This window comes from Pseudomonas sp. MYb541 (genome assembly GCF_037479595.1).
In the GTDB taxonomy this organism is placed as follows: Bacteria; Pseudomonadota; Gammaproteobacteria; order Pseudomonadales; family Pseudomonadaceae; genus Aquipseudomonas; species Aquipseudomonas canadensis.
On the sequence record NZ_JBBGYS010000026.1, the window covers coordinates 1 to 24,175 of the forward strand.

Here is a 24,175-nt window from a genome sequence, read left to right on the forward strand (position 1 = left end):
GAGGATTGGCTATGCGAATTTTCATAGGCGCTGTGTTGGCATGCCTGGCGTTCGGCGCGTGGGCCGAACCGGCCGACCCTGCGAAGCTCAAGACACAACTACAGGACTACTATTTCGACGCCGCCCGCCGCGGCGACCTCGATATGCTCAACACCTTTATTGACTCCGGCTACAGCCTCAACACCCAGGATGACAAGGGCTACACCGCGCTGATCCTCGCCGCTTACCACGGCCAGGGCCCGTTCGTGGAGCGCTTGCTCAATGCCGGAGCCGACGCCTGCGTGCAGGACAAGCGCGGCAACACGGCGCTGATGGGCGCGATCTTCAAGGGCGAGTTGAAAATCGCCCAACGCTTGCTGGCGACCGACTGCAACCCCGACCAACGCAACGGCGCCGGGCAGACGGCGGCCATGTACGCCGGGCTGTTCAAGCGCGTCGAGTTGCTGGATGAATTGAAGGCCAAGGGCGCCGACCTCAACGCCGAAGACCCGATCGGCAACAGCGCTTCACGATTGGCCAGTGGTGAAATCCGGACCCCGACGCCGCGCTGAGCTATCATCGCGGTTTTTCGGTTGGAGGTTCTCAAATGGCAAAGGCCAAGCGCATGTACGGCTGCACGGAGTGCGGCGCGACCTTTCCCAAGTGGGCCGGCCAGTGCACCGAGTGCGGTGCATGGAACACCCTGACTGAAACCATGATCGAAAGCGGCGGCGCTGCGGCCCCCACCGGCCGCGCCGGCTGGACCGGGCAACAGGCACAGATCAAGACGCTGGCCGAAGTCAGCGTCGAAGAGATCCCGCGTTTCTCCACAGCCTCCGGTGAATTGGACCGGGTGCTGGGCGGCGGCCTAGTGGACGGCTCGGTGGTGCTGATCGGCGGCGATCCGGGCATCGGCAAATCGACGATCCTGTTGCAAACCCTGTGCAGCATCGCCAGCCGCATGCCAGCGCTGTATGTCACCGGCGAGGAATCCCAACAACAAGTGGCCATGCGCGCCCGTCGCCTGGGGCTACCCCAGGATCAACTGCGGGTGATGACCGAGACCTGCATCGAAAGCATCATTGCCACGGCGCGTATTGAAAAGCCCAAGGTCATGGTGATCGACTCGATCCAGACGATTTTCACTGAGCAATTGCAGTCGGCGCCGGGCGGTGTATCCCAGGTGCGTGAAAGTGCGGCGCTGCTGGTGCGCTATGCCAAGCAGAGCGGCACCGCTATCTTCCTGGTCGGTCATGTGACCAAAGAGGGCGCACTGGCCGGGCCACGGGTGTTGGAGCATATGGTCGACACCGTGCTGTACTTCGAAGGTGAATCCGACGGCCGTCTGCGCTTGCTGCGGGCGGTGAAGAACCGGTTCGGCGCGGTCAACGAATTGGGCGTGTTCGCCATGACTGACCGGGGGCTTAAAGAAGTCTCCAACCCTTCGGCGATTTTTCTCACGCGTGCCCAGGAAGAAGTCCCAGGCAGTGTGGTGATGGCAACGTGGGAAGGCACCCGCCCGATGCTGGTGGAAGTGCAGGCGCTGGTGGATGACAGCCATCTGGCCAACCCTCGCCGCGTAACCTTGGGCCTGGATCAGAATCGACTGGCGATGTTGCTCGCGGTATTGCACCGTCACGGCGGTATTCCGACCCACGACCAGGACGTGTTCCTCAACGTGGTCGGCGGGGTCAAGGTGCTGGAAACCGCGTCCGACCTGGCGCTGATGGCGGCAGTCATGTCCAGCCTGCGTAACCGGCCGTTGCCCCATGATTTGCTGGTGTTTGGTGAAGTGGGCCTGTCGGGCGAGGTGCGTCCGGTGCCCAGTGGCCAGGAACGCTTGAAGGAAGCCGCCAAGCACGGCTTCAAACGGGCAATCGTACCTAAAGGCAATGCGCCCAAAGAGTCGCCGCCTGGGATCAAGATCATTGGCGTGACGCGACTGGAACAGGCGTTGGATGCACTATTCGAGTAGGGCGCCCAGCTCGCGCTCCAACTCTTGCTGATCACCCAGGTTCAACTCGATCAATCGTCGCAAATGGCTGATCGAGTCCAGGTCGATGTGCTGGCACACAAAACCCAATTGCCCGTGATCCTCATGGGTCAGTCGCACTTGCATCTTTATATGCGCCTTGGGGTCTAGACGGATATCGACGTCGAACGGCAGCGCCTTGTTGCCCTTCCAGTCGTCGGGGCGTTGTATCAACAAGCCTTTTAACGACAAATCCACCAATCGCACCGTCCATTCGCGGCCGGTTTGCCGGAATTCTGTCTTGGCGTCAAAGGCGATGCGGCGGAAACGGCGGCGGTCAGACGGTTGCTCGGTCATGGTGAAACCCTCTGGAGATACGGGAATTGTAGCCCTGCGCCATCATTGGCCCGGTATTTCTGCTTTTTTTGTGCGCAGGAGGCTCTAGACCAACGTAGGGGGGTGGCCTTTGAGGCCAACAGCGCTAAACTCGGGATGGCTGTCCTTTCTGTCCACCCTGGCTGGAATATAAAAATGAAAAATAATAATAGCCTGCTACGCCACTTACCCTGGCTGGTGCTGGCAATCGTAGGAGCGTGCGCCCTGGGCGTAGTGGCCTTGCGCCGCGGCGAGGCGATCAACGCCTTGTGGATTGTGGTCGCGGCAGTGGCCATCTACCTGGTTGCGTACCGTTACTACAGCCTGTTCATCGCTAACAACGTGATGCAACTCGATCCACGGCGGGCCACCCCCGCAGTGGTCAATAATGACGGTCTGGACTATGTGCCGACCAACAAACACATCCTTTTCGGTCACCACTTTGCGGCTATTGCCGGTGCAGGCCCGCTGGTCGGCCCGGTGCTCGCGGCGCAAATGGGCTACTTGCCCGGCACGCTCTGGCTGATTGCAGGCGTGGTGCTGGCCGGTGCGGTGCAGGACTTCATGATCCTGTTCCTGTCCACGCGTCGCAATGGCCGTTCCCTGGGGGACATGGTGCGCGAAGAGATGGGCCGCATTCCCGGGACCATCGCGCTGTTTGGCTGCTTCCTGATCATGATCATCATCCTCGCGGTGTTGGCGTTGATCGTGGTCAAGGCCCTGGCCGAGAGCCCATGGGGGATCTTCACGGTGATGGCGACCATCCCGATCGCGATGTTCATGGGCATTTACATGCGCTACATCCGCCCGGGTCGCATTGGTGAAATCTCGATCATCGGCGTGCTGTTGCTGCTGGGTTCGATCTGGCTGGGCGGGCAAATTGCCGCTGACCCGGTCTGGGCCAAGGCCTTCACCTTCACCGGCATTCAAATTACCTGGATGCTGATCGGCTACGGTTTCGTCGCCGCAGTGCTGCCTGTGTGGCTGATCCTGGCGCCGCGTGACTACCTGTCGACCTTCCTCAAAATCGGCACCATCATCGCCCTGGCGATCGGCATCTTGGTGACCATGCCCGACCTGAAAATGCCGGCGCTGACCCAGTTCATCGATGGCACCGGTCCGGTGTGGAAGGGCGGCCTGTTCCCGTTCCTGTTCATTACCATTGCCTGCGGCGCGGTATCGGGTTTCCACGCACTGATCTCGTCGGGCACTACGCCCAAACTGTTGGCCAGTGAAAGCCATGCGCGCTACATCGGTTATGGCGGCATGTTGATGGAGTCGTTCGTGGCCATCATGGCCATGGTTGCCGCGTCGGTGATCGAGCCAGGCGTGTACTTCGCCATGAACAGCCCGGCCGCGATTGTCGGCTCGGACGTGGTCACCGTGGCGCAGACCGTCAGCAGCTGGGGTTTTGCGATTACGCCTGAGGCGCTGTCAGCCGTCGCCCATGACATCGGTGAAACCACCATCCTGGCGCGTGCCGGCGGCGCACCGACCCTGGCGGTAGGTATCGCGCAGATCCTGCACAGTGTGCTGCCGGGTGAAAACACCATGGCGTTCTGGTATCACTTTGCGATCCTGTTCGAAGCGCTGTTCATCCTCACAGCCGTGGACGCGGGCACCCGTGCCGGTCGCTTCATGCTGCAAGACCTGCTGGGTTCCTTCGTGCCGGCGCTGAAACGCACCGAGTCGTGGACCGCCAACCTGATCGCGACCGCGGGTTGCGTGGCGATGTGGGGGTACCTGCTGTACCAGGGCGTGATCGACCCACTGGGCGGCATCAACACCTTGTGGCCGCTGTTCGGTATCTCCAACCAGATGCTGGCAGGTATCGCGCTGATGCTGGCCACCGTTGTGCTGATCAAGATGAAACGCCAACGCTACATCTGGGTGACCATGCTGCCGGCTGTCTGGCTGCTGATCTGCACCACCACTGCGGGTTTCATCAAGCTGTTCGACGCCAACCCGGCGATTGGCTTCCTGTCGCTGGCGAAGAAATACAGCGATGCATTGGCCAACGGCCAGATCCTTGCCCCGGCGAAGAGCATCGACCAGATGCAGCACGTGATCTGGAACGCCTACACCAACGCAACGCTGACGGCGCTGTTCCTGTTCGTGGTCTTCAGCATCCTGTTCTATGCGCTCAAGGTCGGCGTCGCTGCCTGGGGCAACAAAGAACGTACGGATAAAGAAGCCCCGTTCCAGGCTGTACCGGACGCGTGATCGAGGATTGCAACCATGTTCAATGACATCAATCGCCTCGGTAAATACCTCGGTCAGGCCGCGCGCCTGATGGTCGGCATGCCCGACTACGATACGTACGTCGAGCATATGCAAACCAAACACCCGGACAAGCCGATGATGGACTACAAGGCGTTCTTCCGGGAACGCCAGGAAGCCCGTTACGGCGGCAAGGGTGGGCCCAAGTGCTGTTGACCTGCTAGGCAGGCCCCTGTGGGAGCCCATACCAATGGGCTCCCATTTTTATTTCTGTTTATTGAAGGAGAACTGCTTTTGTCCTCTCCCATCCCAGTCACCGTCCTCAGCGGCTTCCTCGGCGCCGGCAAGACCACCTTGCTGCGCCACCTGCTAAAAGCCGAGCACGGCCTGAAAATCGCCGTGATCGAAAACGAATTCAGTGACGCCGGTATCGACACCCAGCTGCTGGGCGCCGAGCCAGTGCAAGTCATGACCCTGTCCAACGGCTGCGTGTGCTGCACCATCCACACCGACCTGACCAAAGCCCTGTATCTGCTACTCGAACGCCTGGACAGCGGCGAGATTGCCTTCGACCGCCTGGTGATCGAGTGCACCGGCCTGGCCGACCCGGCACCCGTGGCCCAAACCTTCTTTATCGACGAGGAGTTGCGCGAACGCTACATCCTCGACGGCATCATCACATTGGTAGACGCGGCCCACGCCGAGCAGCACCTCACCCAAACCATCGCCCAGGCCCAGATCGGCTTTGCCGACCGCCTGCTGGTGAGCAAGCGCGACCTGGTGGATGACGCCACCTTCGACGCGCTCAGCGAACGCCTCACCCGCATCAACCGCCGCGCGCCAATCCGTGTGGTGGACCATGGCAACATCGACCTGGCGGAACTGCTCGATGTGCGCGGCTTCAACCTCAACGCCGGCATGAGCCTGCGCCCGGTGCGCGCTGCGCCGTCCATCGACCGTATTTCCAGCCTGGTATTGCGTACCGATCAGCCGCTGGATATCGACCGCCTCAGCGAGTTCATGAACGAACTGCTGGAAGACCACGGCAAGCAGCTGTTGCGCTACAAGGGCGTGCTGAATATTGCCGGTGAAGACCGGCGCATGGTGTTCCAGGGCGTGCTCAAGCTCTACGGCTTTGATTGGGACACGGAGTGGGAAGAGGGCGAGGCGCGGGAGAGTGTGATTGTGTTTATTGCAGATGAACTGCCGGAAGACAAGATTCGCGAAGGTTTCCAGCGCGTCTATCAGGCATAAAAAAGCCCGGCTCTAGAGCCGGGCTTCTTGTTCAAGCAACTGCAATCAAGCGCCGTACACCGGCAGCTTCTTGCAGATGGCCTTGACCTTCTCACGCACCGCGTCGATCACGGCTTCGTTGTTCAGGTCAGCCAGGATGTCGCAGATCCAGCCAGCCAGTTCCTTGCACTCTGCTTCCTTGAAGCCACGCGTGGTCACAGCCGGAGTACCGAAGCGCAGGCCGGAGGTGACGAACGGCGAACGTGGGTCGTTCGGCACGGAGTTCTTGTTTACGGTGATGAAGGCTTTGCCCAAGGCAGCATCAGCATCTTTACCGGAAATGTCCTGCTTGATCAGGGACAGCAGGAACAGGTGGTTCTCGGTACCGCCGGAGACTACGTCGAAGCCGCGCTCGATGAACACGCTGGCCATGGTCTGGGCGTTCTTGACCACTTGTTGCTGGTAGGTCTTGAACTCAGGCTGCAGGGCTTCCTTGAAGCAGATCGCTTTGGCGGCGATCACGTGCTCCAGCGGGCCGCCTTGGGCGCCTGGGAATACAGCGGAGTTCAGCTTCTTCTCGATGTCGGCGTTGGCGCGAGCCAGGATCAGGCCGCCACGTGGACCGCGCAGGGTCTTGTGGGTCGTGGTGGTCACGACGTCAGCGTAAGGCACCGGGTTCGGGTAGACGCCAGCGGCGACCAGCCCTGCAACGTGAGCCATATCAACAAAGAGATACGCGCCGACTTTGTCAGCGATTTCGCGGAAACGTGGGAAGTCCAGGATCTGCGAGTAGGCAGAGAAACCGGCCACGATCATTTTTGGCTTGTGTTCAACTGCCAGGCGCTCGACTTCGTCGTAGTCGATCAGGCCGTTGGCATCGATACCGTACTGAACGGCGTTGTACAGCTTGCCGGAGGAGGAAACGCTGGCGCCGTGGGTCAGGTGACCGCCGTGGGCCAGGCTCATGCCCAGGATGGTGTCGCCGCCTTGCAGCAGGGCCAGGTACACGGCGCTGTTGGCTTGGGAACCGGCGTGCGGCTGGACGTTGGCGTAATCGGCGCCGAACAGTTCTTTGGCACGGTCGATAGCCAACTGCTCAACCACGTCGACGTACTCGCAACCACCGTAGTAGCGCTTGCCTGGGTAACCTTCGGCGTACTTGTTGGTCAGAACCGAACCTTGAGCCTCCATCACCGCAGGGCTGGTGTAGTTTTCCGAAGCGATCAGCTCAATGTGCTCTTCCTGGCGCACGGCTTCTTGCTCCATGGCGGCGAAGAGATCGGCGTCGTACTTGGCAATAGTCAAATCACGGCTGAACATGGCGGTCCTCAAGGATCGGGGGCAGAAAAGGAAGGCATTCTAACCCAATGGGTTTTAGATGGCATATGAAAGGACATCATGTCGCGGATAAGCGGGGCTCATCTGGGGATAAGCGTTGCCAGGGCCGGCCCTATCGCGGGCAAGCCCGGCTCCCACATTTTGATCTGTGAACCCATTCAAGGGTGGGAGCTGGCTTGCCTGCGATGAGGCCATCCGCCCCAGCAAAAAAACTCAGTCGAACATGAAAAGGGCATCATTGCTGAACTGCGCCTCGAACCGGTTCGCCGGCATCGGCCGCCCGAACAGGTAACCCTGCACCTCGTCACACCCATGCTCACGCAGGAAGTCCAACTGCTCATGGGTTTCCACACCCTCGGCGATCACCGCCAGGTTCAGGCTGTGGGCCATGGCGATAATGGCGCGGGCGATCTGCGCATCCTGTTCGCCGGAGGGCAGGCCATCCACGAAGGTGCGGTCGATCTTCAACACGTCGATGGGGAATTGCTTGAGGTAGTTGAGCGACGAATAGCCCGTGCCGAAGTCGTCGACCGCAATGCTCAGGCCCAGGTTTTTCAGGCTGTCGAGGATCTGCATGGCCTCGTTGACTTCCCGCATCAGGATACTTTCGGTCAGCTCCAGCTCCAGGCATGCTGGCGGCAGGCCGGTGTCCTTGAGGATGGTGGCGATACGGGTGCCCAACTGGCCGTCGGAGAATTGCCGCGCCGAGATGTTCACCGAGACTTTCGGCACACGCACCTTGTTCTGGTGCCAGGTCTTGAGCTGTCGGCAGGCTTCGCTGATCACCCAGTCGCCCACGTCCACCACTAGGCCCAACTCTTCCAGTACCGGGATGAAGTCCCCCGGCGGCACCAGGCCACGACGCGGGTGACGCCAGCGCAGCAGGGCTTCGGCACCGGTCAGGCGTTTGCCGTCGCCGCTGAACTGCGGCTGGTAATAGAGCACGAATTCGTTCTGGTCCAGGGCGTGGCGCAGGTCGCTTTCCAGCTCCAGGCGTTCCAGGGCGCTGGCGTTCATGTCGGCCTGGTAGAACTGGAAGTTGTTCTTGCCGCGTTCCTTGGCGTGATACATCGCGGTGTCGGCGTTTTTCATCAACTGACTCAGCTCGTTGCCGTCCTGAGGGCTCAGGGCGATGCCGATACTGGCGGTGACAAAAAACTCGCGGCCTTCCAGCACGAACGGCTTCACCAGGCTGGCAAGGATCTGCTCGGCCACATGAATCGCACGGTTCAACGCCATTTCGCGGCTGATCCGCGGTTGCAGCAGCAGCGTGAACTCGTCGCCGCCCATGCGCGCCACGGTGTCGTCTTCGGCCACGCAACCCAGCAGGCGCGTGGCCATTTCCTTGAGCATGCGGTCGCCGGCGGCGTGGCCCAGGGAGTCGTTGATCGGTTTGAAGCGGTCGAGGTCGAGGAACATCAGCACCACCCACGACTTCTGCCGTTCTGCCGACTGCAACGCGGTATGCAGGCGGTCCTGGAACAGCGTGCGGTTGGGCAGGTGGGTCAGGGCGTCGTAGTAGGCCAGGCGGTGGATGCGCTGCTCGCTGGCCTTGCGCTCGCTGATGTCACTGAAGAAACACACGTAGCTGGCCAGGTCGCCTTCATCGTCGAACACGGCGGTAATGCCGACCCACGCCGGGTAATGCTCGCCGTTGCGCCGCTTGAGCCACACTTCGCCTTCCCAAGTGCTGTGCTGGTGCAACTGCTTGAGTACGTAGCGCAGGTGGGCTTCCTGCTGTTCGTCGACGGTGAGCATATTCGGCAACTGGTCGAGCACATCGCTGACCGCATAGCCGCTGACCCGGCTGAACGCCTCGTTGGCCTGCACGATATAACCGGCGGGGTCGGTGATCAGAATCGCCGAGGTGGAGTGCTCGAATACCGTGGCCGCCATGCGCAGGTCTTTTTCGGCGCGGCGTTGCTGGCTGATGTCGCGGCCCACGCCGAGGACGCCCTCGAAGGCGCCGTGTTCGTCCCATACCAACACCAGTCGCAGCTCGATCGGCACTTTGCGACCATCTGCGCGCAGGCAGTCGAACAGGAACAGTTGGGTCTGCACCTCGTCGCGCAGCGTGTTCAGTGCCTCGATGTTGCCCAGCGCGCGGCTGACTTGTTCCATTAGGCTGTAAATGCCGGTCAGCTGCTGCGGGTTGGCGATGATCGACTGCCAGCCATTTTTGAACACCCAGTCCACGTCATAACCGAGTACGGCATTGACCGAGGGGCTGACGTAGTTGAGGGCCAACTGGCTGTCGGTGGAGCAGATCACGTCGCTGATGCTTTCGGCCAGCATGCGGTAGCGCTGTTCGCTGTCACGCAGGGATTCGCTGGCCTCGATCTGGTCGGTGATGTCCTTGGCCACCCCAATGATGCGGGTGATCTGCGCCGTCTTGTCGCGGGCCAGGGCCTGCTCGCGGATGTCAAAGCGCCGCCATTGGTTGTTGCGGTGGCGGAAGCGCAATTGGCATTGCAATTGGGTGGCGTAGCCGATCTGGCGCTGCTGCTGGCGCAAATCGTGGTAATGCTCGGCGTCTTCGGGGTGCAGTAGGATTTCCCAGAAGTACTCGCCCATTTGCTGCAGTTCGGCCTTGTTGTAGCCGAGGGTGTGGCCCAGATGGTGATTGCTGAAAATCATGCGCTGGCTGATCACGTCCTGCACATACAGGTGGTCAGGCACGGTGCGTACCACGTCCGACCAGAAGCTTTCACGCTCCACCAGCGACAGCTCGATCAGCTTGCGGCTGGTGATATCGCTGATGCTGAGGATCACTGCCTTGAAGTCGTCCTGCTGCTCCGGCAAGCGCATCACCAGCCAAAGGTATTGCTCGTTGCCCGCCACGTCCTTGAGCTGGATTTCCAGTTCCAACTGGCTCTGCTGGGTCAGTACCGCCTCAAGAATCTGGTAGCCGATGGACGTGGCATTGCGCGGGGAGTCATCGATCAGACGCTCCCAGGCTTCTTCACAGGAACCCACGTTCAACAGGCGCACCGCCACCTGGTTGACTTCGGTGATGCGCAGCTCCTTGAGCAGTTGCTGGCGTTCGTCGGGGTTGTCCTGCAGCCAGGCGTGCAGTTGCTCGCGGGTCTCCAGTCGGGTCTTGTCAAAGAACGCATTCAGGCCCGACAAGTCGAGCACGCACAGGGCCACGCCGGTGCCTTCGAAAATGTCCTGGTAGCGCCGGCGGCCTTCATGCACCTGGCGCTGGCGGCGGCGCATGTTCAGCAGCACGATCACCGGGATCAGCGAGAACGCCAGGCCCAGCAGGCATTTGCCGATGAAGGCCGGCAGCAGTTGCTCCAGCACCGCAGTACGGTCGAACAGCCCGCGCAGTTGCCAGTCGCTTTTGCTTAGAGGGGTGACCAGTACGCTTTTATTCAGCTCGTCCGGGGTTAGCGCAGACGCCCATTGCGCCGGCATGCCGCTGTCTCGGCTGACAACCCGGTGGTTGATGCGATTCTCGATGACCCACAGCGGGCGCTGGCCCTGGCCGTCCTGGCGGGTGAGGTTGCTCAGGTAGTTGGGTGCCAGGCGCAGCGCCCAATACATCCGCGAGCCGCCGCTGGGCTGGTGCAGCAGCAGATAGATGAGGGTGCCGTCGTTGCTGTTGCTCAGATAATAGGACTGCGCGTGGCTGCGTTGCACCAGCTCTGCCAACCAGGCGGCGTCCTGGCTGTCGGTGGCGCTGTCACTGATTATCGCGCCGCTGGGGGCGAGCAGGGCGACGCTGCGCAGCTCGGGTAGCGAGCGTTGCAAGGTGCGCATCAGCGCCTGTTGCTGTTCGCTGTCACGCGGCGGCTCGACCATCGGCAGCAGGTTCAGGGCGATTTTCGCGCTGAGGGCCATGTTCAGGCTGATCTGTTCAGCCAGGTCGGCGCTGTAGTCGATGGTGTATTGCTGCTGGTTCTTCTGGTTTTGCTGCAACTGGTCGAGCAGTTGCCAGAACAATAACGCGAGCAACATGAGGACGAGCGTCGCCAATGCGCCTTTGAGGGTGCCGTGCAGGGGCGCTCCCGGCGCTATATGAGCGGCGCGCAGGGGAGTTGGCGGCGTGACTTTGGACAAGCTGTGATCCTGCGGTTTGGCTGGACTGGCGCGCGACGTGCACTATAAGCCGGACGCCCGGAGGGCGGCTAGCATGCCTTGACTTGTGGCAAAGTGCCAGCCCCGCCTGGCGGGCACTATAGGGCGCCGCCGGTGTGGATCAGGCTGTCCGCCAGCCGGGTCAGGATCGCCAGCGTGAACAGGCTGATAACCACAGAGGCCGTGCGGTTGATGGTGTGCGGCGTCAACCACGCGTACCCGCCTCGTTTGATGCGGGCCCCCAGCAGCACCCAGACGCAGCCCACCGGTATCACCACGGCGCTGAACTGTGCGACGAAATGCACGTACAAGGTCAAGTCGATAAATGTCTGCATCGGGACGATAAACGACACGATCAGTAATCCCTTGGGGTTGATCAGCGTGAGCAAAAAGAAGTTCAGCGTGGAGACCCGTGCCTCGGCCTCGGTGTGGAGTGTTTCGTCGGGGTGGCGCCACAGCAGGTAGCAAGTCCTGATCAAATAGCAGACCGAAGCGAACTGCACGAGCTTCAGGCTCCAGGGCGCGTTGTCGCCGATATGGCTGAGCAAGTAGCCCCAGAACGAGATCTGCGTCAGGTAAGCCAGGCACTCCAGCAGGCTCAGCGGCCAGGCGCGCCGGAACCCCGCGAGTAATCCCGAGCGCAGCAGCAGCGTGTTGGTAGGCCCCGGCATTAATAGCAGTAGCCCGAGTGCGGATAGGACGCCAAGCATGAAGGGTGTCTCCTGGAACCCCTGAGGGTTTTGACCGGCTAATCTAACAGATAGGCTTCGATACGCTCGGTCACTTAGGTTAACCTTGAGGATTCGCAACACTATGTACAGCGCCATGACGCTACGTAGGCCTGTTCTTACTTTTATGAGGTCCACATTTTGGCTCAATACGTCTTCACCATGCATCGGCTGGGCAAAGTTGTCCCTCCGAAGCGGGAAATCCTGAAAAACATTTCGCTGTCCTTCTTCCCAGGCGCCAAGATCGGCGTACTCGGCCTCAACGGTTCGGGTAAATCCACCCTGTTGAAAATCATGGCCGGCGTCGACACCGAGTTCGAAGGCGAAGCCCGCCCGATGCCAGAACTGAACGTTGGCTACCTGCCGCAAGAGCCGATCCTGGACCCGACCAAGACCGTGCGTGAAGTGGTTGAAGAAGCCGTCAGCGTGATCAAGAACGCCCAGGCGCGCCTGGACGAGGTCTACGCGGCCTACGCTGAAGAAGATGCCGACTTCGACAAACTGGCCGCCGAACAGGCCAAGCTCGAAGCCATCCTGCAAGCCGGCGACGGTCACAACCTGGAGCGCCAATTGGAAGTCGCGGCCGACGCACTGCGCCTGCCAGCGTGGGACGCCAAGGTCGAATTCCTGTCCGGTGGTGAAAAGCGTCGCGTGGCCCTGTGCCGCCTGCTGCTGTCGGCCCCTGACATGCTGCTGCTCGACGAACCGACCAACCACTTGGACGCCGATTCCGTCGCCTGGCTGGAACATTTCCTTCACGACTTCCCAGGCACCGTGGTCGCGATCACGCACGACCGGTACTTCCTGGACAACGTGGCCGGCTGGATCCTCGAGCTCGACCGTGGCGCGGGTATCCCTTACGAGGGTAACTACTCCGGTTGGCTGGAAGCCAAGTCCGACCGTCTGGCCGCCGAATCCAAGCAGCAATCGGCCCATGAAAAAGCCATGAAGGAAGAACTGGAGTGGGTGCGCAAAGGCGCCAAGGCCCGCCAGTCCAAATCCAAGGCCCGTCTGCAACGCTTTGAAGAAATGCAGTCGCAGGAATTCCAGAAACGTTCGGAAACCAACGAGATCTACATTCCGGCCGGTCCGCGCCTGGGCGACAAGGTCATCGAGTTCAAGAACGTTTCCAAAGGTTATGGCGACCGCGTGCTGATCGACAACCTGTCGTTCTCTATGCCAAAAGGCGCGATCGTCGGCGTTATTGGTGGTAACGGTGCGGGTAAATCCACGTTGTTCCGCATGCTGATGGGCAAGGAAACCCCGGATTCGGGCACCATCGAAGTCGGCGAAACCGTGCAGTTGGCCTGTGTGGACCAGAGCCGTGAAGACCTGGATGGCAGCAAGACCGTGTTCCAGCAGATTTCCGACGGTTCCGACCAGATCCGCATCGGCAACTATGAAATCCCGTCGCGTACTTATGTCGGCCGTTTCAACTTCAAGGGTGGCGACCAACAGAAGTTCGTCAAGGACCTGTCCGGTGGTGAGCGCGGTCGCTTGCACCTGGCCCTGACCCTGAAAGAGGGCGGCAACGTCCTGCTGCTCGACGAACCGTCCAACGACCTCGACGTTGAAACCCTGCGTTCCCTGGAAGAAGCCCTGCTGGACTTCCCGGGCGCTGCCATTGTGATCTCTCACGATCGGTGGTTCCTTGACCGCGTCGCGACCCACATCCTGGCGTACGAAGACGACTCCCAGGCGGTGTTCTTCGAAGGTAACTACACCGAGTACGAAGCGGACCGTAAAAAACGCTTGGGCGACGCTGCTGCCCAGCCGCACCGTGTGCGTCACAAAAAGCTGGCCTGATTCGGGTTGGTGGTTTGAAAGAGCGGAGCCTTCGGGCTCCGTTTTTTTTGCCTGGAATTTGATGGTGCGTGCGGTTTGATTTGAATCCCTGAAAGGGTGCATAAAAGCCGCTAAAACTGGATACAGTTATATAAAACGCACCATTTAAATTCACAAAGGCGACATTTTGCCCTGTCGCAGTGCGGAATGAATTGATAAAGTCCGGCTCAATCTCCGTTAACAACTAAAAATTTGCCGAGACTTTCCATGATCGAATCCGTCGAATCCTTCCTTGCCCGCCTCAAGAAACGCGACCCGGACCAGCCGGAATTCCACCAGGCCGTAGAAGAAGTCCTACGCAGTCTGTGGCCGTTTCTGGAAGCCAATCCTCATTACCTGACATCGGGCATCCTGGAGCGCATCTGCGAGCCAGAACGCGCGATTACCTTCCGGGTGTCGTGGGTGGATGATCACGGCAAGGTCCAGGTCAATCGCGGTTTCCGTATTCAGATGAACAGCGCCATCGGCCCCTACAAAGGCGGCTTGCGCTTCCATCCATCGGTGAACCTGGGCGTGTTGAAGTTCCTCGCCTTCGAGCAGACCTTCAAGAATTCTCTGACGTCGCTGCCCATGGGCGGCGGCAAAGGCGGCTCGGACTTCGACCCCAAGGGCAAGAGCGACGCTGAAGTCATGCGCTTCTGCCAGGCCTTCATGAGTGAGCTGTATCGCCACATCGGCGCGGACGTGGACGTGCCGGCCGGCGATATCGGCGTGGGCGCCCGTGAGATCGGCTTCCTGTTCGGTCAGTACAAGCGTCTGAGCAACCAGTTCACCTCCGTGCTGACCGGCAAGGGCATGACCTACGGCGGCAGCCTGATCCGCCCGGAAGCCACGGGTTTCGGCTGCGTGTACTTCGCTGAAGAGATGCTCAAGCGCAACAACCAGCGGGTTGAGGGCAAGCGCGTGGCGGTGTCAGGCTCCGGCAACGTGGCGCAATACGCGGCGCGCAAGGTCATGGACCTGGGCGGCAAGGTGATTTCCTTGTCCGACTCCGAAGGCACCCTGTACGCCGAAAGCGGTTTGACCGAAGAGCAATGGTCGGCCCTGCTGGAGCTGAAAAACGTCCAGCGCGGTCGCATCAGCGAACTGGCCGAGCGTTTCGGCCTGGAATTCCGCAAAGGCCAGACGCCATGGGAACTGGCTTGCGACATCGCCTTGCCCTGCGCGACCCAGAACGAACTCGATGCCGACGCCGCCCGCGCTTTGCTGCGCAATGGCTGCATCTGCGTGGCCGAAGGCGCCAACATGCCGACCACGCTCGAGGCTGTGGATATCTTTATCGAGGCGGGCACCCTGTTCGCGCCGGGTAAAGCTTCTAACGCTGGCGGCGTCGCCGTGAGCGGCCTGGAAATGTCGCAGAACGCCATGCGCCTGCTGTGGACCGCCGGTGAAGTGGACAGCAAGCTGCACAACATCATGCAGTCGATCCACCATGCCTGCGTGCACTACGGCGAAGAAAACGACCGGATCAACTACGTGAAAGGCGCGAACATCGCCGGCTTCGTCAAAGTCGCCGACGCGATGCTGGCCCAAGGCATCGTCTAAAACTCGGGCTCAATCCGCAGCACTTCGATCAACTGATCGCCGACGGGGCGCTGCCACAGTACCTCGTCACCCACCTGGGCGCCCAGTAAGGCGCGGCCCAGGGGCGAACCCCAGTTGATCAGGCCTGCGCTCGCATCGGCCTGGTCTTCACCGACCAACTGGATACGTTGTTGTTCGTCCTGTTCATTGGCGAAGGTCACCCAACTGCCGATCTGCACCTTGTCAGTGGAGGTGGCCGGCGCGACCACTTGGGCGCTTTGCACCCGCTGGTTGAAGTAGCGCAAATCCCGCTCAAGGTCCGCCTGGCGCTGTTTATCGCCCTTGGCGGATTCGAGGCTGTAAGCCTGCTGCAACTGCGCAACCTTGGCCTGCAATTGCGCCAAACCTTGCGCAGTCAGGCGATTGGGCTGCTCACTGACCTGACGCTCCACCGGCTGATCAGCCTGGGCGGCAGCGTTGTCCTCATTTACAAAAGCTCGGCTCATGACGTTCTCCCTCTCTGGAGTTGGGCCATGGTCGCCGCGCTTTAGTTTCGCTGGATGTCTGGAAACGACCTATTGCGAACGATAGGCCCTGGCGGCGTCGCGGTTTTTCTCCTGTTGCCAGGCGCGCTCGCGGTCATCCCAGTGGTTGTCCTTGTAGTCACGCAACTCTTCGTTCTCACGCATGGCCTTGCACTGGCGGAAACCGTCTTCCCAGCCTTCAGCGTATTCGCGGTCTTTCAGATAACGCGGCACATTCTTGCGAAACTCACCGCTGATAACGCCAGCCGCCTGGCGACCGCTGCTGCAGCCATCGTCAAAACCGTCGGCAAAGGCCGGTGGGTAACCTTTGGCCAGCAAATTTTCATGGGTCGATTGGCAGCCGGCCAACCACATCACTGCACACAGCAATACCGCAGACCGCCACATGGCGTACTCCCTGGCCGTTTCACGGCTGATAGGGAAGAGTCTAGAAGGGGATTTGTCGGGGAGGTGTGAAAGGGAGGTGAGAATACTGTTGTTGTGTAGGAGCTGGCTTGCTGGCGATGCAGGCACCTCGGTGTATCAGTCGCTCTGAGGTGATGCGGTCGCCGGCAAGCCGGCTCCTACAGGTCCTGTGGTCAATAGTGGTACCACTTCACTTCCAGCATCACTTCATTAACCGGCGTCGACAGGTGGCTGTATTCGCGCTGAGCGCTCAGGCGCAATCCGAGGTTGCGCGACAATTCCCACTGCTGGTTCAGGCTGATGCTACGGCGCACTTCGCCATTGGTGAAGAAATCACCCTTGGCTTCCAGGCTCAGGTTACCCAGCGGGTTTTTCCACAGCACGCCAGTGTTAAAGCCGGCCGCGGGGGAGATGGCTTCGTTGAAGTCATTGTTGTGCTCCACGCGCACGGTGCCGAGGGCGAAGCCGAGCATGTCATCGCTCAGTTGCCAGGTGCCGCCGGCGCCACCGTTGACGTGGGCGACCAGGGTTTCGTCGTCGTGTTTGCCTGGTACACGTTCAAGGCCGCCAGTGACTTGCCATGACCATGGCTGCAACAGGGCGTTACGTGGGGTCAGGGAGCGGATGGTGGCCAGGTCCAGCTGCTGCAATTGCCAGTGGTTGCCTTCGTACTGGCGCAGTTTCATCTGCAGGATTTCGATCTGCGCACCCAGGGGGAAACCTTCGGCGTTGTCGTTGAGGTCGTGGTAGGCCATGCGCAGGCCGTATTCACCGAAGGCCTTGTCGCCACGGGTGCCGATGCCGGCTTGCCAGGTGCGTGATTCATGGCCGTTTTCCGGCAGGCCGGGCGGGGTGATCTTGAGGTCGGGCGCCGGGTTCTGGTTGATCGCGCGCAGCAATTCGAAGCTGCGCTGGGAGCGGGCCGTGTCCCGCTCCAGGCCATTGGCGCGGTAGCGGCCGAGGCGGTAGGCGGCGTCGATGATCAGGGCCTGGCGGTCGCGGGGCAGGGCTTTGAATGCCGGCTCCTGCAATTGTTTCTGGTCGTCGCTGATCTTCAGTACCCATTGTTGCTCGTCGCTGTCGAGCGGCTTGGCACGCTCCAGCAGCTCGCGCTCACGGGAGGGGCGATAATCAATCCTCTCCACCAACCCCGCATCTTTAACCGCCTTGACCGTGTCGGTCGGGATGGCGGTCAGAGGGAACTGTTCGGTCAACCGCAGGCCGGGACGCGCCACTTGCAGCAATTCCAGCAGGCGATAGGAGCAGTTTTCGTCAAAGAAGAAGTAATCGAACTGGATCTGTTTGAGCTCCCACACGTGCTCGACCATGCGCTCGGTCTCGACTTGAGTGAGGTTGAGGCGATATTCCCACAGGTCGCGGTTCTCAAGGCTGCGGTACTCCGACAGCTTTTCCTGATAAGGCACCAGCGCGAACAGGCCGGGATAACCGCCCATCAGGCCTTTCCAGGCGTAGAGAATGCTGTTGTCGGAGCCTTCGATGTAGGCGCCGAAGTTGATCGCGTAGCTGAGCAGGGCGGTATTGTTGCTCTGCACGTCGGCCTGGTCGATGCGCAGCAACGTGTGGCCGAACATCGACGACGGGCTGTTGAGGTAGGCCGCTGGGAAGATCATCACCGCGCTATGGGGGGCGACGTCCTTGAACCATTGCTTGAATTCTGTGCAGTCCACGGCAGGCAGGTCAGTGAGGTGCAACTGATCCTTGAGCCAGCGGGTCCGTGCTGGGTAAACGCATTGGGCGTGTTTTTCACCCAGGCTGGCCGGTGCGTAGAGCGCATCAACAGTGGCCTTGAGCTCGGCGTCCGGGTGGTGGGCGCCATCGGCCGCGAGGAAGAACTTTTTGTCGCTGACGTAACTGCGCCAGCCACTGATCTTGCCGGCTTCGTAATGGCCCAGGGAAAGCCAGAACGGATCATTCGCCAATTGCTGCAAACGTTGATCATCAAGGTGCGGGGCCGCATACAGCGGGGCGCAGGCGAAGAGTGCCATCCAGGCAAAGCGTTTGAGCATAGGGGCAACTTAAGTCGGATATAAAAGAGACCCAAAGGGGAGGCGGGTCCAAAATAAAACCCGCGCCTTAAGCAGGCGCGGGCGGATCGAGCTTAAGCCTGGGTTGCGTATTTCGCCAGACGGGCATCGCTTTTCAGTACCGCAATGGTGTTGTTGTGCACGTCGTCAGCGGTCACGTCAGCTTTGCTGAAGATCTGCTGGAAGTGCTCGTGGGTCACGGCCGCGAAGTGCTCGCGATCTTCCGGTGCCACGCCCAGTACCACGGCGTAGGTGGTCAGCGCTTCGCCGTTGCCCTTGGCCATGTCTTCGGACAGCTCGTTCATCATGCCATTCATGGCAATCCAGGACTTGCCGCCGTAGGTCAGGGCGCTGTTGGTGTTACAGCCGTTGGTGCCCGAGGTCATGCCGAACGTGGCGTTACCCGAAGTACCGTTGGTAGTGGAAGCCAGGAAGTGAGCTGGCGTGCCGCGCTGGCCTTCGAACAACATGTTGCCCCAACCGCAGTTCGGGCCACCTGGTGCTTCTGCCATTGCATTGAGGGAGACGACGGTGAAGAGAGTACCGAGAAGGATCCGTTTCATAGCTTTGTTCTCTTTGTGTGCAAACCAATGGACAAGGGTTCAGGCGCGTCGCAGCGCCCTAGGGGCCAGTTATTAGTCCAACCCGCGCAGTTTGGAGTTTAGGCACGTTCCAAGGGTTCCGTGCATTTTTATAAAACAATCCGCGATGTCGCGATATTTCTGCAGCTCATCTCTCACGTCTATGCTTTCCCGAAAGCGCGCCTTGCCAGAGCGCGTGACCGGGAGCCAGAATGCCGTCATCTGCCCCGCCTGATGTAAGGAAGCCCGATGCCTGATCCTGTTGCTGCCAGCTTGCGTCTAGCGCCCGAAGCGCTGACTCGCCCTTTCTCCGCTGAACAGTTCAGCTTCTCGACCACCAATGATTTGGAGCCCTTTCGCGGTGTGCTTGGCCAGGAACGTGCGGTTGAAGCCTTGCAGTTCGGTGTGGCCATGCCACGCCCCGGTTACAACGTGTTTGTCATGGGTGAGCCCGGTACCGGGCGCTTTTCGTTCGTCAAACGCTACCTGAAAGCCGAAGGCAAGCGCCTGCAGACCCCGGCGGATTGGGTCTATGTGAACAATTTCGATGAACCTCGCGAACCGCGCGCCCTGGAATTGCCCGGCGGCGCGGCGGCGGCGTTCATCAACGACATCAACGGTTTGGTCGACAACCTCGTCGCCACCTTTCCGGCGGTCTTCGAACACCCGACCTATCAACAGCGTAAAAGCGCCATCGACCGCGCCTTCAACCAGCGCTACGACAAGGCCTTGGACGTGATCGAACGCCTGGCCCTGGAAAAGGACGTGGCGCTGTACCGCGACAGTAGCAACATCGCTTTTACCCCGATGCTCGACGGCAAGGCGCTCGACGAGGCCGAGTTCTCGCAGTTGCCGGAAGCCGACCGCGAGCGTTTCCACACGGACATTTCCGAGCTGGAAGAGCGCCTCAACGAAGAACTGGCCAGCCTGCCGCAGTGGAAGCGTGAGTCGAATAACCAACTGCGCCAATTCAACGAAGAAACCATCACCCTGGCCCTGCAGCCTTTGCTTGCACCGCTGTCGGAAAAGTATGCGGAAAATGCGGCCGTCTGCGGTTATCTGCAAGCCATGCAGGTCTATCTGCTCAAGACCGTGGTCGAGCAATTGGTCGACGACGCCAAGACCGACGCCCAGGCGCGCAAGCTGCTGGAAGAGCAATATTGCCCAAGCCTGGTGGTAGGGCATCCGGTCAACGGCGGCGCCCCGGTGGTGTTTGAACCGCACCCGACCTACGACAACCTGTTCGGCCGCATCGAATACAGCACCGACCAGGGCGCGCTCTACACCACTTATCGCCAGTTGCGTCCGGGCGCGCTGCACCGTGCCAACGGCGGCTTCCTGATCCTGGAAGCCGAAAAAATGCTCAGCGAGCCGTTTGTGTGGGACGCGCTCAAGCGTTCCCTGCAGTCGCGCAAACTGAAGATGGAATCACCGCTGGGCGAGCTGGGCCGCCTGGCCACCGTGACCCTCAACCCGCAGATGATTCCGTTGCAGGTCAAAGTGATCATCATCGGTTCGCGTCAGTTGTACTACGCGTTGCAGGACGCCGATCCGGATTTCCAGGAGATGTTCCGCGTACTGGTGGACTTCGACGAAGACATCCCGATGGTCGACGAAAGTCTGGAGCAGTTTGCGCAGTTGCTCAAAACCCGTACCTCGGAAGAAGGCATGGCGCCGCTGACCTCGGATGCGGTGGCGCGGTTGGCCACTTACAGTGCGCGGTTGGCCGAGCATCAGGGCCGGTTGTCGGCGCGTATTGGCGACTTGTTCCAGTTAGTCAGCGAGGCTGACTTCATTCGCCACTTGGCGGGCGACGAAATGACCGATGCCGGCCATATCGAGCGCGCCCTCAAGGCCAAGGCCACGCGCACCGGGCGCGTGTCGGCGCGGATTCTCGACGACATGCTCGCCGGGGTCATCCTCATCGACACCGCCGGTGCGGCGGTGGGCAAGTGCAATGGGCTGACTGTACTGGAAGTCGGTGACTCGGCCTTCGGCGTGCCGGCGCGGATTTCCGCCACGGTGTATCCGGGTGGCAGCGGCATTGTCGACATCGAGCGTGAGGTCAACCTTGGCCAGCCGATTCACTCCAAGGGCGTGATGATCCTCACGGGTTACCTGGGCAGCCGGTATGCCCAGGAATTCCCGCTGGCGATCTCGGCGAGCATCGCGCTGGAGCAATCCTACGGTTATGTGGACGGCGACAGTGCGTCCTTGGGCGAGGCGTGCACCTTGATCTCGGCCTTGTCGAAAACGCCGCTCAAGCAGTGCTTTGCCATCACCGGCTCGATCAACCAGTTTGGTGAAGTGCAGGCGGTGGGTGGGGTCAACGAGAAGATCGAAGGTTTCTTCCGCCTGTGTGAAGCGCGCGGTTTGACCGGTGAACAGGGGGCGATCATTCCCCAGGCCAACGTCGCCACGTTGATGCTCGATGAGAAGGTGCTGCAGGCCGTGCGCGCCGGGCAGTTCCACATCTATGCTGTGCGCCAGGCCGACGAGGCGCTGAGCCTGCTGGTGGGCGAGGATGCCGGTGAGCCGGATGCCGAGGGGCAGTTCCCGGAAGGCACGGTGAACGCGCGCGTGGTGGAGCGGTTGCGCGCGATTGCCGAGATGATCAGCGAGGAAGACCTCAAGGAAGCGGAGAAGGAGTTGGCACAGCAGGCGCTGGCCGAAGCCAAGCCCACCTGATGGCTGAGCGAGTTGTCGTGACTGGTGGGCTGTGGTGGTGAGCACGCTTGTTGTGGTGAGCGGGCTTGCCCCGCGCTGGGCTGCGAAGCAGCCCCAAAACCAGACAATTCAATCTCACTGGCACACCGCACCGGTCCCACTGGGGCTGCTTCGCAGCCCAGCGCGGGGCAAGCCCGCTCACCACATTACGGGCAAAACCGTCACAAAATTGGCGCAGCTGTAGGGCCAACGGCCGTCTGTCCCTACAACCTTGGTTTGTCGTGGTTTTCTTCTATTCTGTGCTCAAGGGATATCCACAGGAGTCGCTGGATAGAGACAGCCTCGCCACAGGCGCAGGTTGAATACCGATCTACCGAGGGTCGCCGCCATGCCGCGCAACCTTTGCCTTACCCGCCAGTGCTTCGGCCTGGTCACCCGTATCGAATGTTCCATTCGCCCTCTCGCGGGGGATAACGGGATGTGGACGTTGTTGTTTGCCGCTGGAATGACCGGTGAACAACCTTCCACCATCAAGTCCCAAGGCCCGTTCCCCGGGCCCTTCGCGGCGGAAAATATTCTGGAATCCATTGTGGACAGCCTGACCCAGCACGGGTACGAGAAGGCGGGTGACCCGCAGATCTGGTGCCTGCACATGCAGGCCCATCTGCGACAGCTCAACGGTGACACCCATCACTGACCGCTACTTGCTCTCGGGCTTGTCCAGCTTGACCTCGAAGCCATATTGCACGGTGCTCAGGTCAGTGCGCTGGTAGCTTTCCAGGGTGGTCGGCTGGCCGTAGAAGTAATGCACGTCAAACATCGCTGTGCCGTATTCCTCGGCGCGGTGGCTGACGCCGAGGATTTCCTTGAGGTAATTGCCGCTGGCGTCCTTGGCGTAGAAACGCCAGCTGTCAGCGGGAAAGGCTTTCTGGTCGACGATCAGCGCGTTGTCTTTGAGTTCGAGCCCTTTGGGCAGCTTGCTCGCGTCAATCTCGTTTTTATCGATGGTCGCCAGGAACAGCGGGATCGAGCCCACCACAAAGGCCGGATTTTCCGGGAACAGGTTGAGGTCATAGGTCAGGGTGCCGCGTGCCGGGTTCAGCTCAAAGGCCTCGGTCGGCAGCTCGATCGGTTCGCCGCGCTCGCCTTTTTCGTCGGCGGTGAAGAAGGTCACCGGTGATTCACTGCTGTTGCGCTCGCTGCCCACCAGGTCGTCATTGAAGGTGAATGGGTGGTCGAACACGATGTGCGCCGCGCTGGCGTCTTCGACTGACTGGCTGATGGTGACGCTGTTTTTCAACTGGTCCTCGGTCATGCTTGCGTCTTTGAGCCAGTTGGCGGCGCTGTCGTCATACACGGTGACTGGCATTGGCAGGGCCTGCACGGTTTTCTGCAGGCTGTTCTTGTCGAAGCGCAGCACTGGCAGGTCGAGGTCTTTGCGGGTGCGTGTGGCGGTGGAAAAATCCAGCACGTTGACTTGCAGGTTGTCGATCACGCCATTGAAGTACACCTTGGCGTAATGGCTGCTCTGCTTGCGTTCGAAGGCTTTCTGCTCATCGGTCAGCTGTTTTTCGAACGCCTCCGACCAAGCCTTCTGCTTTTGCATTTCGGCCAGTTGTTTCTCGTAGAACGTGACTTGGGCGTTGCTTTCGTTGATCGAGCCCGAGCGTGTGAGGAACTGCCCGGTGCTGTCCCGCGCCTGCACCAGCAGAGGGTTAGGCGATTCGTCGCCGACTTCCGATGCCAGTGGCTGGCTGTTGGTCAACTCGATCTCGGCGTAGTTTTTTTCCAGCGAGACCAGGTTGAGGGTGATGTTGCCTTCGGTGCGCTTGTGGCCCACGTCCTTTTTCGACAGATCAAAGGTCAGCACCTTGCCCGGCGCGACCACTTCAACTGTGCCCTTGAGGCTGACAGGCTGTGGCTGGCTCTTGTTTTCCGTCTCGATGCCCTCGATGAACGGGTAGGTCACCGTCAGGTCATCGGGGTTGGTCAGGTTGGAACTGCTGGGGCTCAGTTGGATGCCCGGATCGGTTTCCGACCATTCCGGCTGGAAGGGGATCACCTTGTTGTTGCTCAGGGTCACCGATTGCCATTCCAGCCCATGGGGGAAGGGGAATTGGTCTGGGACGTTGAAGTTAAAGGGGAAGACCGGCTGTAAATCCGTCAGATAGTCGGAATGGGAGGTCTTGCGCAGCACGAACAGGCCATTGATGTAGGTGTCCACCAGCGCCTGGGGCGTGGGGTAGTGCTTGAGCAGGGTCAGGGTGTCGTCGCCGTATTCGGTTTCGATGGGCTTGGTGGCGAGCTTGACCCGCGCCCGCTCCAGCAACAGCAGCGACCCTCCCAGGTCAGCGACGGCGTCGCGCAGCTTGGGGTCCTGGATGCTGTCGAGGGATTGTTCGAACTTGGCGGTTTTCTCTTCGAGGGTGGTTTGCTTCTGCTCGTCGCTGGGGGAGCAGCCGCCAGCCAGCAGCAATGCCGCGCACAGGCCGATACCGGCCAAAGGGGATCGCACATCCATCATCTGGGTTTTTCCTGTCCGACGTCATCGAGCGGAGTCGTTATTGAGCTCGACACTAGCAGAAAAATTCTCTTACAGATGCCGCACAGGTCAGTTTTCTCGTGGTTACAGGTG

The 24,175-nt window shown here is 60.5% G+C and carries 18 protein-coding genes; 9 read left to right on the top strand and 9 right to left on the bottom strand.

Annotated elements, in window-relative coordinates; all coding sequences use genetic code 11:
- Positions 1-11 precede the first annotated feature (11 nt).
- Positions 12-551, top strand: coding sequence for an ankyrin repeat domain-containing protein (locus WH299_RS17005; protein ID WP_123475689.1), 540 nt, complete (start codon positions 12-14; stop codon positions 549-551).
- Between the two features lie 35 nt (positions 552-586).
- On the top strand, positions 587-1,954 hold the full coding sequence (gene radA, locus WH299_RS17010; protein WP_016976768.1) for a DNA repair protein RadA: 1,368 nt from the start codon (positions 587-589) through the stop codon (positions 1,952-1,954).
- On the opposite strand, the gene WH299_RS17015 is transcribed toward radA, so the two are convergent.
- Positions 1,943-2,308 (bottom strand): PilZ domain-containing protein, encoded by a 366-nt coding sequence (locus WH299_RS17015; protein ID WP_122728038.1) that lies wholly within the window; start codon positions 2,306-2,308, stop codon positions 1,943-1,945. The genes radA and WH299_RS17015 overlap by 12 nt on opposite strands.
- Before the next feature lie 174 nt (positions 2,309-2,482).
- Between WH299_RS17015 and WH299_RS17020 the strand changes: the two genes are divergently transcribed.
- The 3 genes from WH299_RS17020 (at position 2,483) to yjiA (ending at position 5,800) form a co-directional block, all read left to right on the top strand.
- Positions 2,483-4,549 carry a carbon starvation CstA family protein gene (locus tag WH299_RS17020; RefSeq protein WP_122728040.1) on the top strand — a complete coding sequence of 689 codons (2,067 nt, stop codon included), beginning with the start codon at positions 2,483-2,485 and terminating at the stop codon, positions 4,547-4,549.
- A 15-nt stretch (positions 4,550-4,564) separates the two neighbouring features.
- Complete coding sequence (locus WH299_RS17025) at positions 4,565-4,762, top strand: YbdD/YjiX family protein (protein ID WP_033901562.1); 198 nt, start codon at positions 4,565-4,567, stop codon at positions 4,760-4,762.
- A 78-nt stretch (positions 4,763-4,840) separates the two neighbouring features.
- Positions 4,841-5,800, top strand: a complete 960-nt coding sequence (yjiA, locus tag WH299_RS17030) for a GTPase (RefSeq protein ID WP_339550843.1) — start codon at positions 4,841-4,843, stop codon at positions 5,798-5,800.
- Between the two features lie 45 nt (positions 5,801-5,845).
- Here yjiA and glyA read toward each other — a convergent pair whose 3' ends face one another.
- The 3 genes from glyA to WH299_RS17045 all read right to left on the bottom strand — a co-directional run bounded on the left by glyA (position 5,846) and on the right by WH299_RS17045 (position 11,910).
- A complete protein-coding gene (glyA, locus tag WH299_RS17035; protein ID WP_065910203.1) occupies positions 5,846-7,099 on the bottom strand; it encodes a serine hydroxymethyltransferase in 1,254 nt (417 codons plus the stop codon).
- A gap of 231 nt (positions 7,100-7,330) precedes the next feature.
- Positions 7,331-11,182 (bottom strand): bifunctional diguanylate cyclase/phosphodiesterase, encoded by a 3,852-nt coding sequence (locus WH299_RS17040; RefSeq protein WP_068937627.1) that lies wholly within the window; start codon positions 11,180-11,182, stop codon positions 7,331-7,333.
- A 116-nt stretch (positions 11,183-11,298) separates the two neighbouring features.
- Positions 11,299-11,910: a LysE family translocator gene (locus WH299_RS17045; RefSeq protein ID WP_028618005.1), complete on the bottom strand. Its 612-nt coding sequence runs from the start codon at positions 11,908-11,910 to the stop codon at positions 11,299-11,301.
- A 159-nt stretch (positions 11,911-12,069) separates the two neighbouring features.
- Between WH299_RS17045 and ettA the strand changes: the two genes are divergently transcribed.
- Both ettA and gdhA read left to right on the top strand, forming a co-directional pair.
- Positions 12,070-13,734 carry an energy-dependent translational throttle protein EttA gene (ettA, locus tag WH299_RS17050; RefSeq protein ID WP_339550844.1) on the top strand — a complete coding sequence of 555 codons (1,665 nt, stop codon included), beginning with the start codon at positions 12,070-12,072 and terminating at the stop codon, positions 13,732-13,734.
- Between the two features lie 246 nt (positions 13,735-13,980).
- Entirely contained in the window at positions 13,981-15,318 is a 1,338-nt protein-coding gene (gene gdhA, locus WH299_RS17055) for an NADP-specific glutamate dehydrogenase (RefSeq protein WP_339550845.1), read from the top strand.
- Here the strand turns inward: gdhA and WH299_RS17060 are convergent.
- The 4 genes from WH299_RS17060 to WH299_RS17075 form a co-directional block, all read right to left on the bottom strand.
- Positions 15,315-15,803, bottom strand: coding sequence for a GreA/GreB family elongation factor (locus tag WH299_RS17060; protein ID WP_126570749.1), 489 nt, complete (start codon positions 15,801-15,803; stop codon positions 15,315-15,317). The genes gdhA and WH299_RS17060 overlap by 4 nt on opposite strands.
- A 69-nt stretch (positions 15,804-15,872) precedes the next feature.
- The gene (locus WH299_RS17065) at positions 15,873-16,229 is read right to left on the bottom strand and encodes a hypothetical protein (RefSeq protein ID WP_122728052.1); all 357 of its coding nucleotides are present in this window, start codon (positions 16,227-16,229) and stop codon (positions 15,873-15,875) included.
- 191 nt (positions 16,230-16,420) lie between these two features.
- Positions 16,421-18,274 carry an Lnb N-terminal periplasmic domain-containing protein gene (locus WH299_RS17070; protein ID WP_339550846.1) on the bottom strand — a complete coding sequence of 618 codons (1,854 nt, stop codon included), beginning with the start codon at positions 18,272-18,274 and terminating at the stop codon, positions 16,421-16,423.
- 92 nt (positions 18,275-18,366) lie between these two features.
- Positions 18,367-18,855 (bottom strand): DUF3015 domain-containing protein, encoded by a 489-nt coding sequence (locus WH299_RS17075; RefSeq protein WP_016976782.1) that lies wholly within the window; start codon positions 18,853-18,855, stop codon positions 18,367-18,369.
- Between the two features lie 267 nt (positions 18,856-19,122).
- On the opposite strand from WH299_RS17075, the gene WH299_RS17080 reads away from it, so the two are divergent.
- Complete coding sequence (locus WH299_RS17080; protein WP_126570746.1) at positions 19,123-21,561, top strand: Lon protease family protein; 2,439 nt, start codon at positions 19,123-19,125, stop codon at positions 21,559-21,561.
- Between the two features lie 367 nt (positions 21,562-21,928).
- Entirely contained in the window at positions 21,929-22,237 is a 309-nt protein-coding gene (locus WH299_RS17085) for a PA4575 family protein (protein ID WP_122728058.1), read from the top strand.
- 3 nt (positions 22,238-22,240) lie between these two features.
- Here WH299_RS17085 and WH299_RS17090 read toward each other — a convergent pair whose 3' ends face one another.
- Positions 22,241-24,064 carry a hypothetical protein gene (locus tag WH299_RS17090; RefSeq protein WP_339550847.1) on the bottom strand — a complete coding sequence of 608 codons (1,824 nt, stop codon included), beginning with the start codon at positions 24,062-24,064 and terminating at the stop codon, positions 22,241-22,243.
- Positions 24,065-24,175 lie beyond the last annotated feature (111 nt).

Excerpts from the sequence above, each read along its gene's own strand:
- WH299_RS17005 (WP_123475689.1), top strand. The coding sequence starts at position 12 with ATGCGAATTTTCATAGGCGCTGTGTTGGCATGCCTGGCGTTCGGCGCG.
- radA (WP_016976768.1), top strand. The coding sequence starts at position 587 with ATGGCAAAGGCCAAGCGCATGTACGGCTGCACGGAGTGCGGCGCGACC.
- WH299_RS17015 (WP_122728038.1), bottom strand. The coding sequence starts at position 2,308 with ATGACCGAGCAACCGTCTGACCGCCGCCGTTTCCGCCGCATCGCCTTT.
- WH299_RS17020 (WP_122728040.1), top strand. The coding sequence starts at position 2,483 with ATGAAAAATAATAATAGCCTGCTACGCCACTTACCCTGGCTGGTGCTG.
- WH299_RS17025 (WP_033901562.1), top strand. The coding sequence starts at position 4,565 with ATGTTCAATGACATCAATCGCCTCGGTAAATACCTCGGTCAGGCCGCG.
- glyA (WP_065910203.1), bottom strand. The coding sequence starts at position 7,099 with ATGTTCAGCCGTGATTTGACTATTGCCAAGTACGACGCCGATCTCTTC.
- WH299_RS17045 (WP_028618005.1), bottom strand. The coding sequence starts at position 11,910 with ATGCTTGGCGTCCTATCCGCACTCGGGCTACTGCTATTAATGCCGGGG.
- gdhA (WP_339550845.1), top strand. The coding sequence starts at position 13,981 with ATGATCGAATCCGTCGAATCCTTCCTTGCCCGCCTCAAGAAACGCGAC.
- WH299_RS17060 (WP_126570749.1), bottom strand. The coding sequence starts at position 15,803 with ATGAGCCGAGCTTTTGTAAATGAGGACAACGCTGCCGCCCAGGCTGAT.
- WH299_RS17065 (WP_122728052.1), bottom strand. The coding sequence starts at position 16,229 with ATGTGGCGGTCTGCGGTATTGCTGTGTGCAGTGATGTGGTTGGCCGGC.
- WH299_RS17070 (WP_339550846.1), bottom strand. The coding sequence starts at position 18,274 with ATGCTCAAACGCTTTGCCTGGATGGCACTCTTCGCCTGCGCCCCGCTG.
- WH299_RS17075 (WP_016976782.1), bottom strand. The coding sequence starts at position 18,855 with ATGAAACGGATCCTTCTCGGTACTCTCTTCACCGTCGTCTCCCTCAAT.
- WH299_RS17080 (WP_126570746.1), top strand. The coding sequence starts at position 19,123 with ATGCCTGATCCTGTTGCTGCCAGCTTGCGTCTAGCGCCCGAAGCGCTG.
- WH299_RS17085 (WP_122728058.1), top strand. The coding sequence starts at position 21,929 with ATGCCGCGCAACCTTTGCCTTACCCGCCAGTGCTTCGGCCTGGTCACC.
- WH299_RS17090 (WP_339550847.1), bottom strand. The coding sequence starts at position 24,064 with ATGATGGATGTGCGATCCCCTTTGGCCGGTATCGGCCTGTGCGCGGCA.